The sequence below is a fragment of the uncultured Gimesia sp. genome (assembly GCF_963976445.1).
Classification (GTDB): domain Bacteria; phylum Planctomycetota; class Planctomycetia; order Planctomycetales; family Planctomycetaceae; genus Gimesia.
In genome coordinates this window covers 14,222-30,722 of the sequence record NZ_CAXBKP010000002.1, presented here as the reverse complement: position 1 = coordinate 30,722, position 16,501 = coordinate 14,222, and the positions used below count along the sequence as shown (strand labels likewise).

Annotated in this window: 13 protein-coding genes; 5 read left to right on the top strand and 8 right to left on the bottom strand. The window is 48.6% G+C overall.

Features of this window, described 5'->3' with window-relative positions; genetic code table 11:
- Positions 1–48: 48 nt before the first annotated feature.
- Entirely contained in the window at positions 49–1,341 is a 1,293-nt protein-coding gene (locus AAC022_RS02620; protein WP_339727702.1) for a hypothetical protein, read from the bottom strand.
- Positions 1,342–1,578: 237 nt separating this feature from the next.
- Between AAC022_RS02620 and AAC022_RS02615 the strand changes: the two genes are divergently transcribed.
- The 3 genes from AAC022_RS02615 (at position 1,579) to AAC022_RS02605 (ending at position 5,548) form a co-directional block, all read left to right on the top strand.
- On the top strand, positions 1,579–2,676 hold the full coding sequence (locus tag AAC022_RS02615) for a tetratricopeptide repeat protein (protein ID WP_339727700.1): 1,098 nt from the start codon (positions 1,579–1,581) through the stop codon (positions 2,674–2,676).
- Positions 2,677–3,239: 563 nt separating this feature from the next.
- Positions 3,240–4,418: a trypsin-like peptidase domain-containing protein gene (locus AAC022_RS02610; protein WP_339727698.1), complete on the top strand. Its 1,179-nt coding sequence runs from the start codon at positions 3,240–3,242 to the stop codon at positions 4,416–4,418.
- 203 nt (positions 4,419–4,621) lie between these two features.
- Positions 4,622–5,548, top strand: a complete 927-nt coding sequence (locus AAC022_RS02605; RefSeq protein WP_339727696.1) for a thiamine-phosphate kinase — start codon at positions 4,622–4,624, stop codon at positions 5,546–5,548.
- Between the two features lie 393 nt (positions 5,549–5,941).
- Here AAC022_RS02605 and rpoN read toward each other — a convergent pair whose 3' ends face one another.
- The 4 genes from rpoN to dnaX all read right to left on the bottom strand — a co-directional run bounded on the left by rpoN (position 5,942) and on the right by dnaX (position 10,408).
- A complete protein-coding gene (gene rpoN / locus AAC022_RS02600) occupies positions 5,942–7,432 on the bottom strand; it encodes an RNA polymerase factor sigma-54 (protein ID WP_339727694.1) in 1,491 nt (496 codons plus the stop codon).
- Positions 7,433–7,498: 66 nt separating this feature from the next.
- A complete protein-coding gene (gene recR / locus AAC022_RS02595) occupies positions 7,499–8,125 on the bottom strand; it encodes a recombination mediator RecR (protein WP_339727692.1) in 627 nt (208 codons plus the stop codon).
- Between the two features lie 82 nt (positions 8,126–8,207).
- A complete protein-coding gene (locus AAC022_RS02590; protein WP_339727689.1) occupies positions 8,208–8,561 on the bottom strand; it encodes a YbaB/EbfC family nucleoid-associated protein in 354 nt (117 codons plus the stop codon).
- A gap of 2 nt (positions 8,562–8,563) precedes the next feature.
- Positions 8,564–10,408 (bottom strand): DNA polymerase III subunit gamma/tau, encoded by a 1,845-nt coding sequence (gene dnaX, locus AAC022_RS02585; protein ID WP_339727686.1) that lies wholly within the window; start codon positions 10,406–10,408, stop codon positions 8,564–8,566.
- A gap of 424 nt (positions 10,409–10,832) precedes the next feature.
- Between dnaX and AAC022_RS02580 the strand changes: the two genes are divergently transcribed.
- Positions 10,833–12,158 (top strand): amidase, encoded by a 1,326-nt coding sequence (locus AAC022_RS02580; protein WP_339727683.1) that lies wholly within the window; start codon positions 10,833–10,835, stop codon positions 12,156–12,158.
- Positions 12,159–12,231: 73 nt separating this feature from the next.
- A complete protein-coding gene (locus AAC022_RS02575; protein ID WP_339727682.1) occupies positions 12,232–12,861 on the top strand; it encodes a hypothetical protein in 630 nt (209 codons plus the stop codon).
- Between the two features lie 451 nt (positions 12,862–13,312).
- Here AAC022_RS02575 and AAC022_RS02570 read toward each other — a convergent pair whose 3' ends face one another.
- The 3 genes from AAC022_RS02570 to AAC022_RS02560 form a co-directional block, all read right to left on the bottom strand.
- Positions 13,313–14,317: a fatty acid desaturase gene (locus AAC022_RS02570; RefSeq protein ID WP_339727679.1), complete on the bottom strand. Its 1,005-nt coding sequence runs from the start codon at positions 14,315–14,317 to the stop codon at positions 13,313–13,315.
- A 221-nt stretch (positions 14,318–14,538) separates the two neighbouring features.
- Positions 14,539–15,273, bottom strand: coding sequence for a response regulator transcription factor (locus AAC022_RS02565; RefSeq protein ID WP_339727677.1), 735 nt, complete (start codon positions 15,271–15,273; stop codon positions 14,539–14,541).
- Positions 15,270–16,277: a HAMP domain-containing sensor histidine kinase gene (locus AAC022_RS02560; protein WP_339727675.1), complete on the bottom strand. Its 1,008-nt coding sequence runs from the start codon at positions 16,275–16,277 to the stop codon at positions 15,270–15,272. The genes AAC022_RS02565 and AAC022_RS02560 overlap by 4 nt, the downstream gene beginning before the upstream one ends.
- Between the last annotated feature and the right edge of the window lie 224 nt (positions 16,278–16,501).

Below are 16,501 nucleotides of genomic sequence, written 5' to 3'. Positions count from 1 at the left end.
GGCTTGTATCTGACAGGGAAGAACGCCGAAGCGATCCTCATTTTTTACTTATTTACACTTTGAACAGCCTGTATCACAAGCAGAGCAGACTGGAACCTGTACCAGGACTTTTTTGGCAATCTGCCGACAGACCTGGACTTGAATCTCTTTCTCGACTGTGTAAGGAACACAAACCGTATAATTTTGCTGAACGACTTTCGGCACACGCTTACAAACGGTGATCTTGCGAGTGCATGTCTTTTGCTCAGGCACGCAGACGGTATAGTTGACTTGACGTGTTTTTTCTTCTTTAACGTAAGAGCAAACTTGCACATCACAGGTTCTCGTTTCCTGCTTACAAAGCTTGACCTGATAAGTATACTCTTGCGGAACGCATTTGACTTCGCAGACTTTCATCGTACGAGTCCGTTTTTCCGGCTTACACAACTGAACTTCATACGTATATTTTTCAGGCACGCAAACGGTTTCGCACACTTTCATAGTGCGGGTTCGTTTTTCTGGCTTACAAAGTTGAACTTCATAAGTATAAGGCACCTGCTCGCACTGCTGCTGGTACGAAGTATATTCCACTTTCTTCTGTACAAATTTCGGAACCCAGACACGTTGAGTGCAAACAGGAGCACAAGCAGTCTGGCAGCAGTCGCCACAAGTTCCGCAATTACCACAGGCCGGAGCAGGGCACGCCGATTGGATCGGACGATCTTCCCAGTGGCCTTGATTTTCACAAACCGTACGAAAACGTTTTACGGGAACGCATTTCATCACAGTTCGTGTTCCCTGACGCTTTTCCGTGTAAGGAACATTAACACAATATTCCTGTACGACATCTTTCATGACTACTTTTTGAACCTGACGCGTTCCGGTTCGTTTTTCAGTGTAAGGCACGTTGACCGTGAATTCCTGAGTGACATCTTTCCAGAATGTTTTTTTTACTTGACGTGTTTCTGTGCGTGACTCATAGTAAGGAACGTTGACAGTATAAGTCTTCTGTGAAGTCTTCCAGACCGGCTTGCAGGCTACATATTTTTCCGTGCGTGTGCGTGTTTCCGGACGAAAAACAGTATAGGCCTGAGTGACTTCCCGGGTTTCCGGAATGCGTTCATAAATCGTGATATCCCGCTGGCGAGTTTCTGTCCGGTACTCTGTACATTTGACCCTACGTACTTCCGTCACCATTTCAGGGACCATGACAGTCTGCTCGATGGTCTGGCATACGGGCTTACATGCCATCGTCGCACACGGGTTACAACCACTCAGACAAGGTGCCGCACTCACACAACACTGCTGGGATTTGCATTTCCCAGCCTGAACTGTGGAGCCTACCAGCAAGATGGCTGCCATAGCACACACTACTCTAATCGACTGATTCACTTTCTTCCCCCCTCATCGCTATTTTAAACTGCGTGATCCGAATAAATTGAAATTTTCCGTTTTCAAATTCCCTTTAAGTTTGGGAAAGTGTTGTACGAGCCTATAGGATACCATGTTAATATAGGAATTCTACGAATTATACCACTTATATCAAAAAACTAACAAATCAACGGAGTTTGATCGTTAGTTAACCTTGGATCTCTATCAATGCCGACCGAATTGAAAACGAACCCACTACTGCTGATCCTTGCCTGCCATGTCGGCTTTTGTCCAGATTTGGCATTGAGTGCGGAAGCCCCTCAAATTCAGCCCCGCATCAGAATCGTGACAGCAAAAGATGCGGAAATCAAAACCAGTGGAGGCACGCTTCAGAAAGTCAGCCCCGGTGAAGTCGTTCTAGTCACACAGAAAAACAAGGAATGGCTTTGGATTCCTTTATTGGCAGGCTGGATCAAGCAAACCGATGTCAGATCACCTGAGGAACTGGTCAAGTTCTTAAATCAGGCGTTGGAAACAAAACCGACTGCCGAACGCCATCATCTTAGAGGGATCGCCTTTCAGGTTCTCAAAAACTATGAACAGGCCCTCTCTGATTTTAACGCGGCGATCAAACTCAAAACAGACAACCCACATATCTATGTGAACCGGGGAAACATCTGGCGTTTGAAAGGGGATTACGCGAAAGCACTGACAGACCTCAATCAGGCCATTCAACTCGATCTCTCCAGCTCCAACGCGTTTCATATTCGCGGCTTGACTTATTTTGAAAATGAACAGCCCCAGAAAGCCATCGCTGATTTTAACGAAGCCATTCGTCTCAACCCCCAGATGGTCTCGGCGCTCAATGCGCGGGGAATTGCGTATCGCAGTCTGAATCAACTCGATCAGGCACTGCAGGATTTCAATCAGGCGATCAAAACCAACAAGTTCGTATCAGAAGTATTCAACAACCGGGCCACGCTCTGGGAACAGAAGCAACAGTACGAATCGGCCGTTAATGACTATCAGCGAGCCTTGGAACTCAATCCCTCTTCAGCGACGGCGCATAACGATTTAGCCTGGCTCTACGCGACCTGCCCGGACACGAAGTTTCGAGATCCCAAAGCAGCGGTATCACATGCGGAACAGGCTTGCGAACTGACGCAGTCTGCGGATTGGAACATGCTCGATACTCTGGCAACCGCGTATCGAGAAAACCAACAGGCTGACCTAGCAGTGAAATCCCTCACGAAAGCAATTCAAAAAGCGCCCGCGGAGCAAATAATTGAGTTACAAAAGAAACTTGAGATTTTCCAAAAACTGTAAATTTCAGCTCAAGTAGACCCTCTCAGGATGAGATCACGGCTCAACTTACGCACAATTGGTTCCAATTGCTGTATCACTGACTCACCGTAACAGAAATTCATGAGTCATTTTCATTTTCGCTCTCGAATTCCTGAAACATCCAGCCAAACAACCCGCACACCTTACCCATTCTGACGCCTTATCAACTAGGTAAACTATTCCAGAGAGTTCGTTCATGATTAAGACACAAAAGAGTTCAATCCGATATTCAGTTCTACGGAGTATTGATGGATCGTCTCCGGTCGGTAGATGGAACTAGGACACGCGATTACTCGTACCGCCACCTCGATGAACTGAGCCACCGAATGATAAAGTGCTTTTATAAACTCACACTGTGCGCCATGATGCTTGTCACAGGATTAGGTGCATTCTGCGAGAACAGTATAGCGTCCGATGTACGCAAGACACCACTGGTTCGCGCTATTGAACGTGCTAAAACTTCTGTGGTGAATATCCACAGCGAGAAAACAGCCCGTTCAGAAGACTCACTTTTCGGTTCCGGAAAAAGTCGAAAAGTGAACGGTATGGGCACTGGAATCATAGTTGATCCCAGAGGATATATCGTAACCAATCATCACGTCATCGACGGAGTCGATTCACTCCGCGTAACCATGATAGATGGCAGTAACTACAACGCGCGGATTATTTCTTCGAACCAGAGCGAAGATCTGGCGATCATCAAAATCAATCCGACAAAAAAACTGACGGTAATGCCGCCGGGAACCTCATCAGATTTAATGCTGGGGGAAACCGTAATAGCAGTCGGAAACGCTTTTGGATACGAGCATAGCGTGACTTCCGGAATCATCAGTTCGTTGTCTCGCGATGTCGAAGTCAACGAGAAGCAATCATACAGAAATCTAATCCAGACCGATGCCAGCATCAACCCGGGTAACAGTGGCGGCCCACTGTTGAATTTGGATGGGGAAGTCGTCGGCATCAACGTTGCCATTCGAGCCGGTGCCCAGCGTATCGGCTTTGCGATTCCCATTGATGACGCACGAAAGATTATCGCCGATCTGATCAGCACCGAGTTAATTGATCACACATACCATGGCATCCTGGCGAATGATATCAAACAGGGTGACAAGCAGATGCTTGTGCTCGGAAGCCCCGAAAAAGATAGCCCGGCAGATATATCCGGCCTCAAAAAAGATGACATCGTCATGAAAGCTGGTTCCGTGAATGTGGTTGACCGTGCCGACCTGGAACGTGCCTTAATGGGACACAAGCCAGGCGATACGATTGATCTGCTGATTCGTCGCGACGAGAAAACCCAGTCAGTTCAAATCACTCTGGCTGATGTCACGACAGTCGCACGAACAACACCGGTAAGTGCTCCCATAGTTCGAGCACAAAACAACGAAATCTCAAACGACCCAACGCTTGAAAAGACCTGGGAAGTACTGGGGATTCGTATTACGAAAATTTCAGATACTCAAAAACACATGCTCAACCCACGCTACGAGGGTGGCATGCTGATTGAGGAAGTTCGCCCACAAAGCCCCGCCGCTATGAACGGAATGCGAAGAGGCGATATCCTGGTCGGGCTCCATATTTGGGAAACTGTAAATCTCAGTAACATTTCATATGTGTTGAGTAATTCAAAACTTCCCAATTTCAACCCGCTTAAGTTTTACATTCTCCGTAAAAACGAAACCCTTTACGGACACTTGCCGCTGAACCTCACCGGCACCCCCTAGAACCATAGCTCAGTTTATCAAACTGATCCATCAACCCGACACAGATTTTTGGATGTGTGTCGGGTTCTTTTTTTAGCGAGACTAACAGCCCTTGGACTCGCCAGAAACAAGATCGGTCTGCTATGATATAATGAACGTCAATTGAGTTACCGTTTTAGAAATCACAATGACTTCTCTTTTCTGTTGATACATCGACTGAAATCATGGCAACCTCATTTCACGAATTTGATCTCATTCAATGGATTCGTGCCCAATGCCCCAATTCAAAAGCGAATCTCATCGGCATTGGCGATGATACTGCCATTCTACAACCGCCCCTCAACTGTGAACTGCTATTCGCAACAGATATGCTGATGGAAGGCACTCACTTCACGTTTCCATCAGCAACGCCCGAGCGTGCAGGCCGTAAAGCATTGGCAGTGAACCTGAGCGACATTGCCGCGATGGCCGGCCGACCTCACTCGGCTCTTATCAGCCTCGCCTTACCAAAATCAAAAGGCCCTGAATTCGCGAAAGCCGTCATGCAGGGGATCATTGATCTCGCAAATGAATTCCAGGTTCAATTGATCGGCGGCGACACAAACAGTTGGGACGGCCCTCTGGTTATCAATGTCGCCATCATCGGAATCGCGCCTGAATCCAAGTCAATCAAACGCTCCGGTGCCATGCCCGGAGACTGGATCTTTGTGACAGGCGAATTAGGCGGCAGCCTGCCTGCTCATCATCTCACATTTACCCCTCGTATCAATGAAGCCTTAATCCTGAATCAAACTGTCTCCCTCAATTCCATGATTGATCTGAGCGATGGTCTCACCTCAGATCTGCAGCACATTCTCCGCGAATCCAACGTCGGTGCGATTCTGGATGCCACTACCATCCCGATCAGCAACAGACTTTCATCGGACGATTCAAATCAAGTACGCCTGAAGCGTGCACTCTCTGACGGAGAAGACTTCGAGCTACTGTTCACTCTATCTCCCGAAGACGGAAAACAGTTACTCAACCAAAACCCGCTGTCGATCAACTTAACACAGATCGGCGAAATCTCCTCTCGACTAACCGCCATTCTTCAACACCCCGATGGTTCTCAAACTACACTTGAAGATTCAGGGTGGAAACACGAACTCTGATCATACTCCAAACCCGATTCTGAGATCAGATTGACTTGCTCACGACTGCCTTTGACCGCGAATTGACTGAACTTCAATACGCTTTCTTGATCACCTTGACCGGCTCACGCCTCTGCTTAAATTATGTGACATGCGTCGTGCGCGCGAGTAAGCATCCTGCAGATCGATGCACCTGTGGATTTCAGCACCATAAATCCCACTGGATCAAGCCGATTTTGAGCAAGAGACACGACCGGGAACTTCACTCTGATCACTATTAAAACGGGTCTATCAAATGACGTTCGTGGGCGATCAGAGGCGTATCAAGGAGACACCGTGGAACATGGAGGGTCGTTCAAAAGCTTTCAACGTCGTAGTTTTGAGAGCCGCAAACAGAGCAGGGGACAACCAGACTTAATATTCGCGACGTTGCCTTGAGGAAGGAATATTCATCGCCTTGCGATATTTCGTAACGGTTCGACGTGCCAGATTGTAACCTTCTTTGGACAGTGCTTCCACAAGTGCATCATCGCTAAGCGGCTTGTTCTTGTCTTCCACTTCAATGATCTCTTTGAGCTTCAGGCGAATGATGCCCCAGGCGACATCTTCCCCTTCAGAGGTTTTAGTTCCCCCTCCAAAGAAGCGTTTGAGGGGATACAACCCACGTGGCGTCTGAATCCATTTATCATCGACGGCGCGAGAAACCGTCGTTACATGCACGCCCACGACGTCAGCAATCTGCTGCATCTTCAAAGGCACAATATGCTCAGGGCCGTTATTCAGGAAATCAATCTGAAAATCGACAATCGCCTGCGCCACGCGTTTCAAGGTACTGTGCCGCTGCTCAATTGCTTCAATCAACCACTTCGCGGAGTCAATTTTCTTCTTGATGTAATCCTTGGTCTGATCGTCGGTCTTATTTCGTAACAACTCCGCATACCGCCGGCTGATGCGTAGTGGGGGCGTGTATTCGTTTTCCAACTCAACGACATACTTGCCCTTTTCATCAAGTTTGACAAAGATATCTGGCGTCACTTTCAAGACCGGTTCTGATTCAAAACCGCGCCCCGGAAACGGATCCAGATAACGCAAATAGGACATTGCGTTCTTGATCATATCGATTGAATAACCAGTTTTACGCTGAATCACCGGCAGCCGATTCTGCCCCAGATCTTCCAGGTGCGCGCTAATCAGAGTCACCAGCATATCACGATACGGAGCATCGGGCTTCAACTGTAACAGTAAACATTCCCTAAGATCCCGTGCACCCACACCAGGAGGATCGCATTTTTGAATCAGGTGTAGAGCCGCTTCTGCCTGCTCTTGTGAAATGTGTTTGCCGTAAACCTGCACGATCTCTGGTAACGAACTTTGCAATCGGCCGTTATGATCCAGGTTCTGAATCAGATACTCGCCAAATTCCTTCAATTCCGCCGGGCAGTTGAAGAAATGGAACTGCTCAAGCAGGTACTCATTGATGGTTTGCTGACGTTCGGAGATATTCGCAACCGCATCGTTACTGCGTTCCATATCGTCGCTGATTCGATTCGAAGACGGTTTTGTGGCAGAAGTCACATTGTCTTCCGGCCACTGTTCTGCCATCTCCAGCAAACGTTCGAAGTCCGACTCGTTATTCTCCTCGCTGCCGGCAACCATTTCTTTTTCATCGAGGTCGGAACTATTGGAATCAGCATCCGCCTGATCCTTCATCATCTCCGATTCCGTATCGGGCGTATTCTCGTTCTCGCTCACACGTTCCAGGCAGACATTCTCAGCCAGCTCCTCGTCGATCCGTTCTTCCAGCGCCTGTAAGGGCAGCTGCAAAATTTCCATCGACTGGATCATGCGGGGAGCCAGCTTCATTTGCTGGCCCAGCTTCATTTGTTGTGAAATATTCAGATGCATGTATTATCCGAATCCGTACTCATCGTTGTCGTATTTAGAAAAGTGAAAAAAATGAAAATCGAATATTTAAAATCTCTGCCGTCCCTGAAGCGCATCGGACAACATCTCTTTATTAGCAAACTCTAGCACACTTCCGGAGGCGATTCCCCGAGCCAGTCTGGTTATTTCGACATTATCATTTTCCAACAGGTTGGAAATATATAAGGCCGTTCCATCCCCTTCGAGCGTTGGATTCGTTGCCATGATAATTTCGGTCACCCCATCCTGTCTTACACGACGAACCAGAGCGTCAATCGTAAGATTCTCTGGACCAATCCCTTCCAGTGGAGAAATGCGACCTTGCAGTACATGAAAGACGCCTTGAAAGGAACTCGTCGCTTCCAGTGAAACAACATCCCGAGGCTGCTCAACCACACACACCAGCTTTTTATCACGCCGGGAATCTGAGCAAATACTACAGACTTCATTTTCGGTAAGATTGTAACAAACCGAACAGTGACGCACTGACTGCTTGACCGCCAGGATCGCATCGGCCAGTTGACGTGCCTTTGGCTCTGGTACCGACAGAATATAATGCGCAAGCCGCTCTGCCGATTTTCGACCGATACCGGGAAGCGTGGCAAACTGATCGATCAATTGACCGACACTGGGCCCATAAGGATGAGACTGGCTCTCTCTTCCACGTGACGACATAACATTGACTCTTTAAAAACTTAAGAACGTCAGACCTGTAGCAGCAGTCAGGTCGGAAAACTTGAAACAGGAAAGTAACGCACTAAGCATTCGGATTGAATTTTGACAATGCATCTTCCAGCCCCGGAATATTCATCCCCCCCGTGATTTGCGACATCTCTTCAGCGGCACCTTCACGCGCTTTATCCAAAGCCTGATTCGACGCGGCAATCAGAAGATCTTCAATCATTTCTTTGTCGCCACTATCGAAAAGAGTTTGATCAATCTTGCAACCCAGAATTTTTTGCTGGCCATTTGCCTCAACATTAACCATTCCGCCACCGGCAGAACCTTCAAAACGAAGCTGACCTAGTTTTTCCTGCATTTCCTGCATTTTGCCCTGCATCTCTGAAAACTGTTTCATCATGCCGGCGATATTTCCCAGTCCTTTGAACATGGTCACGAATCCTCTTTTTTATCTTCTGTTTGCATTTTCAAGACATCAACTCGCACACTCTGAGCATTAAACACCGATAGTGCATCCTGCAGAAAATCGTCTGAGGCAGGCGCTAAATCCCGTTGCTCAGCTCGTTGTTGTGCCATCGAAGGCTTGCTCGGTTTGTCTTCTGAATTGTCGGACGAAGTCACGGATTGCTTCACGGTCAGGTGAATTTTAATTCGCTCTCCCGTCACTTTTTCCAGCGAGCGTTCCAGTTGACTCAACATTTCGGGACGCTCACAGTACTGTTTCGCAAAATTATAGCTCTTGGAGAATTGCAAATCCAGCTGTTTCGGCCCAGAAATTGCTATTGACTCCACTCCCTTCAGAGAGCTTTTTAACGAATCCTCTGTGACATCAACAAGTTGCGTCAATAATAAACTTTCCATCCCGGCCTGAAATGGAACTAGCTCCTGGGTAGCAACAGGGCTTTCAATTGAATTTGACGCTACAACCGCTTGACTTTCATTTTTTTTTTCAATTTTTTTTTGATCGGGAGTCCCAGAATCAGCGGCTGGACTCGTCTCGATAGCAGGTGCAGGAGCGGGCGGAGCTGAGTTTTCAGGCGGCCTTTCCGGTGACCTTACAGGAGACGCACCCGATGACGCACCCAGAGACGCCTGCTGCATGGGGACTCGCGAGGCAGAAACGACAGCAGGCAGCTTTCCGGCAGAGGCAATAAAGGTACATAACTGGTCCAGATCTTCCAGCAGCGAAATGCGAATCAATGCTAATTCCACCAGTGCCCGCCCATGACTGGCGCGAAACATCTTATTTCGTGCTTCGTTCAGAATCTGAAATGCTGCCAGACAGGTCTGAATTCCCCAAACCTCTGTCTGTCTCTGCAAACTGTTACGATTGATTTCGGAAATGGCCAGCAGAGTGACCTCATTCGCGCCCGTGGCGACGACCGATAAGTCCCGAAAATAATTCAGCAACTGATCCACAAATTCATTGAGCTGCACGCCCGAATTCAACGCCGCGTCAAACAGCGATAACGCCACATTTCGCTTGCGTTCAATCAAGGCATCGACCAACTCAATCAACCGCTCATCACTGGCGGTTCCCAGAATCCGATGCACACTTTCCGCCGTCAAATCTGACTCACCAAAAGAGAGCAGTTGATCAAAAATCGACTGGCTGTCCCGCATCGAACCGCCGGCGCGGCGGGCCACAAGCTGAATCGCATCATCAGCCACGCTGACCTGCTCAACTTCGGCAATCTGTTTCAGACGATCACAGATGCTATTCTCTTCAATATAGCCAAAATCAAAGCGTTGACAGCGGGATAAGATCGTATCTGGCAGCTTATTTGGCTCGGTGGTACAGAAGATAAACTTCACATTCGGAGGCGGCTCTTCCAGCGTCTTTAACAGAGCATTGAACGCCTCTTTTGTTAACATATGCACTTCGTCGATGATATAAATCTTATACTTCGATCGCATCGACCGCACGTTGACATTCGCTCTCAACGAACGGATATCATCGATACCGCGATTAGATGCACCGTCGATTTCCAGCACATCGACATCGCTGCCTACCGAGATATTCTGGCAGACTTCACACTCTCCACAGGGGATTCCATCCAGAGAATTTGGACAGTTTAAGGCTTTCGCCAGAATCCGGGCCATCGACGTTTTGCCCACACCCCGCGCGCCGGTAAATAAATAGGCATGCGCCACCCGATCAGAGCGAATTGCATTTTGCAGCGCTTTGGCAACCATGTCCTGTCCCACGACTTCCGAGAAGTTTTGTGGTCGGAAGCGGCGCGCCAACACTGTGTACTGTATTGCTTTTTCAGACATGTGTGTTTTCAGATATCGAACTCAGAATGAGGCAAGAATGATTCACAAACAACAATCAACCGATTGTACAACCACTAACAATAAGTGACAGAGGTTTGTTTATCCAGTGAGAGAGCGGTTCCGATTTGCACCAAGAGGCGCGAACGAGTCGATATAAATAAAAAGGGGCGAAATGCTGCCTCCTCGTATACCTGAAATAAACCATTGTGGGCTGCTTCGATTAAGATCTGACCCGGTCAACGACTACCCCACCATACTCGGAGACAGCATTTCACCCCCTGATAGATAGCGAATCAACGCTTGAACAATGCATTATGGAGCTAAATTTCCAAGCGTCAACCCACTGCCATTTGATTTCCGGCTGTGAATCAGCGAAAATCACAAAATACTGCAATAATCCTAACTCACGCATCAGAAATCGATTATGAATCTGTTCCAGACGCCCCCTCAAACCATAGCCCACGTTCAGCAGGCCATCAAAACCCGCGAACTCTCCTGCCGCGAACTCCTGGAAAACTGCTTCCTGAATATCGAAGAAAAAGACCCCACTCTACACGCCTGGGCGCACCTCGACCGTGAAGCCGCTTTCCAGCAGGCAGACGCCCTCGACCAGGAATTACAACGGGGACGCTGGAGAGGCCCGCTGCACGGCATACCGGTCGGTATCAAAGATATCATCGACGTCAAAGGCATGCCCACCCGGGGCGGTTTAGAGTGCCGCGATGAAACGCCAGCAGCACGCGACGCCACCATCGTGGAAAATCTTCGTCTGGAAGGGGCCATCTTCCCGGGCAAAACGGTCACCACACAATTAGCCTGTTTCGATCCTTCCCCCACACGCAATCCCTGGAATCAGGAGCACACGCCCGGCGGCTCTTCCAGCGGGTCCGCAGCCGCCGTCGCAGCCGGCATGTGCCTGGCCGCCGTCGGAACACAAACCGGTGGCTCCATCATCCGCCCCGCTTCCTTCTGCGGCGTCGCTGGCTTAAAATCGACGTTCGGTATGGTCGATCGCCGGGGGCTGATCCTGCTTTCACAGCATCTGGATCATATCGGCCCACTGGCACATTCCATTGTTGATCTGGTCATCATGCTGGACGGCATGACTGACCAGGCCACCTATCTACCCCTATTGATCGAACCCGTCACGGATGCCCCCCGAATTGGCTGGCTGACCGACTTCTTTGAGAGCAGGGCAGATGCCTCGATGCAACAGGCATTAAAAATAGTCCGAACGAAACTGGAAGCCGCCGGTGCCGCCATCAGAGACTCCACGCTACCGATGGAATTTGAACCGATCCTCGAATATCACCTGAATCTGATGCAATATGAAATGGCGCAGAATTTGGGTGAAGACTATGAACAGAACCAGGAATTCTACGGCCCCGCGATCAGCCAGATTCTCGACGCGGGCAGGGAGGTCTCTCAAGAACGCTACGAGAGCTGCCTGGACTACCAAAACCTGATCGGACAAGTCACACGGAGATGCTTCGCCCGCGCGGAAATTCTGATTTCCCCCGCCACATTGGGACCGGCCCCCGACCTCACCACCACCGGCAACCCCAGCATGAACGCCCCCTGGAGTCTGACCGGCTTCCCGACCCTTTCCATTCCGGTCACCGTTACAGAAACCGGCCTGCCACTGGCAATTCAAATTACAGGTCACCCCGATAAATTCGACGATTTTCTCTTAGCCGCCCAATGGTGCGAAGACGTATTGCGACCGGGTTATCTGGAACAGATTTCGTAATCACATCTACGGTGTTACTAAACAGCTAAACCCACCGCAAAAGATACTCAATAGTCTAAGGAAATACTCTACAATGAGTCGATCAACATGTGCATATGCAATCGAACTGGAAACAATAAGGAATCTAGACACCGAAGAAGCAAAAGGATATGTACAACTTTTTATTGAAGATCTTAAGCTGGAAAATGGCTTAAATCCCGATGACGAAATCCCCAGTGAACAAGTTGAGTATTATCGAGATGAAGAAGAAATCATGAAAAAAATATTCAATCTCGGCGATGGCCCTGACGAAACAAATGGCTGTCTGCTAAAGCAATTCTGGTGGCTATGTGATCTTTTTGGAACAGGACTGGACGGATTAGGAGAATCGCTAACAAGTCCGCTCACAATTGACGCACTCTGGCTCAAGCCTAGCCTCTTAGACGGCTACTATAATCCTCCGTTTGGTTTTCCTCCACATGATGAAAACATAGGACACTTAACATTAGAAGAAATCAAGAAAGAACGAGAACTCATAGACGGTTGCCTTGAAGAAACGTATGAAGAGTCATGTCCTGTACCTGTAGGACGGCTACCCCCCGAAATGCTTGAGAGAGAAATAAAAGAATGGAATGAAATCGTTTTACCTGCAAGAAAAGACTATCTGGAGTGGCTAGATTTTTGCATCCGTGAAAAGACTGATCTGATTATTATTGAAACGTAAACAAACAGAACTGCCATGTGTCTCCCCGCGGAATTGATCTGCTTTGTGTGTTGACGTACAGAGTCGAATCCGACTCCGTTCTAAGTATGATTCAAAATTAAATGCCGCCAGGCGGGAGGACACATGGGTCCTCCCCTACGAATCTGTTAGCGACAGACAAACATGAAATGAATTACCTAACAGCGGGTGGGACCGAATGCAATTCGGTCCGAGCGCAGCGAGCAGGAGGTTCCAGGGTAATCCTACATATCAAAAATAGATCAACCGATCACAAGAATACACAATAGGCAAGCCTCATCGAAATCCCTCGTGATCCCAGCCACCTCCTGTTGTCTATGACAACTTCGAATTTTATGCGAAGCCCCCCCATCCATGTGTTGCTGCAGTCACAAAAAAAGCCATGACTGGCTTTCACCGGTCATGGCTTGGATATTTCATTCAGCGGATCAGTTTACTTGGAGACCAGAATCCCGTTTTTGCCGGGTTCCGGATCAACTTCTGGTTCCGCATTTTGTTCAGGAATACGATCGTTGACATCATAGGCCTGACCGATGGCTCGCAGAAAGCGGATCGACCACCAGGTAATATCAATTTCCCATTTTCGGTGACCAGCGGGTGCGACCGATGGATGAGCATGGTGATTATTGTGCCAGCCTTCGCCGTAAGCGACAATAGCCACCCACCACAGGTTTTTGGACTGATCTGTCGTTTCATAGTTTCGGTAACCCCACAAGTGAGTCGCGGAGTTTACGAACCAGGTGGAGTTGTAAACAAAGGCCATCCGGGCACACAGGCCCCAGAGCAGCATTGACCAACCCATATAGTTGCCACCCATGGCATAGCCGATTCCATACATGGCAAAACCGGAACCAATCAACCACAGTGGATACGTTTTTTCGAAGAACTGAATCAGTGGACGATCTTTGAAGTCAGGAATATAGTGATCGGCAAATTTCTCGTTGAGTTCACTATCACGATAAACGAACAACCACAGCAGGTGAGACCACCAGGTTCCTTCAAAAGGGGAGTGTGGATCGCCGACTTTGTCTGATTTCTGATGATGCAAACGGTGTGTCGCAGCCCAGGTCAAAGGCGAACCTTCTCCGGACAGCACTCCACACAGCAAGACAAAGAATTCCGCGGGGGGTCTCAGTTTAAAGGATTTGTGTGACAGATAGCGGTGGTATCCCAGACAAATGCCGATACTGGCAGTCGCCCAGTGCAATACCAGACAGGTCACAATGGCTTGCCAGGAGATGAAGAACAAAGCAGCCACGGCACCGATGTGAATGCCTGCCATCCATACCAGAACGACCCAGTCCACATTGCCCCAGTTCAAATGCTCTTTATGAAATTTGGATATAATCTGCTCACGCTCTTCGCGTTTTTTTGATTTCTTAGGAGAAGACAAAGCAGATTGTTTCTCAGCTGGTTGATCAAGAATGACACTCGCCATGATGTCCCTCATCGTATAATTAGGTGCCCTGAATAATTTACAGCAGAAATCCGTGTTTCACTGATCCCCACACTTCAGCGGAATTCTATCCATAAGATCGGAATCAGGTGTCTGGTAAAGGTCATAGAATTGTCAAAGTTGTGTCAAAGCGAAAAAAAATTCGCAATTTCAGGCATTTCTCACAAAAACAAGTTAAGAAACACCACAACTGTTCACAACAATTACTCTGAGGCCTCTTCCGGCATGAAGCGATAGCCGGCGCCGCGTACGGAAACGATATGTACAGGTTCGGCGGGATTACTCTCTACCAGCTTGCGTAATCGCAGCACAAAATTGTCGATCGTCCGTGTCGTCACGAAGGCCGACTGTTCGCCCCAGACATCATCCAGAATCTGGGTGCGCGTCAAAACCATGCCTTCGTGTTCAATAAAATATTTCAGCAGTCGTAACTCAAGGTTCGTCAGACTTTTTCGTTCGCCATCGACCTCAACCTCAAACGCTTCAAAATCAACTGTCACATTGCCAAAATGATAGAGGGCCGGCAGTTTTCTGGTCTCGACCGGCACAGGTCGAACTACACTTTTACGCTTCAGTAGATTCTTGACGCGACTGAGCAGTTCGGGCAGCGCAAACGGTTTCGTCATATATTGATCGGTGCCGCAGTCAAACGCATAGGCTTTATCTTCACTCAGCTCGCGGGCACTGAGCACCAGAATCGGAACCACTTCATCAATCCGGCGGATCTCCTTGGCGATTTCATAACCGCTCATCCCGGGCAGCATCAGATCCAGAATCACGAGATCGATGTTGTCCTTCTCCGTTTCGTAACATTCCCGAAAATAATTGAGCGCCGTCGGCCCGTCTTCGGCTGTCAGAACAGAATAACCTTCCTGTTCGAAGTTAAACTTTAAACCTTGCGCAAGTGCTTTTTCATCTTCGACCACCAGCAACTTCATGTCTCCGCTCTCCCCGGTAAATCGATGGCAAACACACTTCCGGGCTGATCCAGTCGATCATGAACGGTCACTTTTCCTCCCAGCAAATGCACCAGCGTCCGTACGATATACAGGCCCAGTCCAGTGCCCGTTTTTCGTCGTTCGAGTTCACTTTCGCCCCGATAGAAGATCTTGAAAATATCCTTGCGGATTTCAGGATCCACACCTTCGCCATTATCCATCACACGGGCAATCACACGACCGCCTTTGCTCACACGCACCTGTACCTGAATCCGAGGCTCGCTACTGCCATATTTAATCGCATTATCAATCACATTCCGAAAGATCATTTCCAGCAAGATCCGCCGCGTATGAATCAACGCTGGCTCAATATCAAATTCGAATATCTGATCGACTTCCAGCTGCCGCCGAGTACATTCCACACGCGCACAATGCCTGATTAAAGGCTCCAGCAGAATATCTTCCGGGTCCGTTTCCATCCCCAGCGCGTCCAGGCGTTTGACTTCCAGTAGTTGGGAAATCAGGTGATCCAGCCGCTCCAGTTCGGTTTTCATCGTCGAATAAAATTCGTCCCGCTTTTCTTCGGTAAGCGACCGCATCTGCAACGTTTCCAGATACAACCTGAGTGAAGCAAGCGGCGTCTTCAATTCATGAGTCACACTATCAATAAAATCGGACTGTCGCTGACTTAAGCGGACTTCTTTAATCGTCAAAACCAGATATAGAGACAGCCCAACCAAAATCAACACAAATACCGCCGTGCCAATCGCCAGGGCAGTCCACCAGTAAATTTGAGCCGCCAGTATGATCCAGAAAACCATCAACGCGACGTTCATGACCATCAGAACCACACTCAACGTGATCGGCAGCCGTAAACGGCCCCTGCGCACTTTGCGCATCAACTGCAATCGGGATTTGTGATTCCCTGATCGGGACGGCGTCCCCGCAGTAGAATCACCTTCCGGGTCTTGTTGATCGAGTTGCTGATGCCCCGTAGACGACATCAATTGTTCCTTTCGAAGGTATCGCTGGATAGGGAAAATCTTACGTTTGATAACCATAGTAATCACACACCATTGCCCCAATTCAAATACAACCTGGGACGCCGGGAATGCTCTCTAAGAGTATATCGAATCACAAACCGGCAGTGTATGTACAAACCGGGCAAACATGAGAACTTCGTTTACTTGAGTCCCACCGAGAGTCCAATTCGCTCATTCTTTTTTCA

Excerpts from the sequence above, each read along its gene's own strand:
- AAC022_RS02575 (WP_339727682.1), top strand. The coding sequence starts at position 12,232 with ATGAGTCGATCAACATGTGCATATGCAATCGAACTGGAAACAATAAGG.
- AAC022_RS02570 (WP_339727679.1), bottom strand. The coding sequence starts at position 14,317 with ATGGCGAGTGTCATTCTTGATCAACCAGCTGAGAAACAATCTGCTTTG.
- AAC022_RS02620 (WP_339727702.1), bottom strand. The coding sequence starts at position 1,341 with ATGGCAGCCATCTTGCTGGTAGGCTCCACAGTTCAGGCTGGGAAATGC.
- dnaX (WP_339727686.1), bottom strand. The coding sequence starts at position 10,408 with ATGTCTGAAAAAGCAATACAGTACACAGTGTTGGCGCGCCGCTTCCGA.
- AAC022_RS02610 (WP_339727698.1), top strand. The coding sequence starts at position 3,240 with ATGGGCACTGGAATCATAGTTGATCCCAGAGGATATATCGTAACCAAT.
- AAC022_RS02560 (WP_339727675.1), bottom strand. The coding sequence starts at position 16,277 with ATGTCGTCTACGGGGCATCAGCAACTCGATCAACAAGACCCGGAAGGT.
- AAC022_RS02580 (WP_339727683.1), top strand. The coding sequence starts at position 10,833 with ATGAATCTGTTCCAGACGCCCCCTCAAACCATAGCCCACGTTCAGCAG.
- recR (WP_339727692.1), bottom strand. The coding sequence starts at position 8,125 with ATGTCGTCACGTGGAAGAGAGAGCCAGTCTCATCCTTATGGGCCCAGT.
- AAC022_RS02615 (WP_339727700.1), top strand. The coding sequence starts at position 1,579 with ATGCCGACCGAATTGAAAACGAACCCACTACTGCTGATCCTTGCCTGC.
- AAC022_RS02565 (WP_339727677.1), bottom strand. The coding sequence starts at position 15,273 with ATGAAGTTGCTGGTGGTCGAAGATGAAAAAGCACTTGCGCAAGGTTTA.
- AAC022_RS02605 (WP_339727696.1), top strand. The coding sequence starts at position 4,622 with ATGGCAACCTCATTTCACGAATTTGATCTCATTCAATGGATTCGTGCC.
- AAC022_RS02590 (WP_339727689.1), bottom strand. The coding sequence starts at position 8,561 with ATGTTCAAAGGACTGGGAAATATCGCCGGCATGATGAAACAGTTTTCA.
- rpoN (WP_339727694.1), bottom strand. The coding sequence starts at position 7,432 with ATGCATCTGAATATTTCACAACAAATGAAGCTGGGCCAGCAAATGAAG.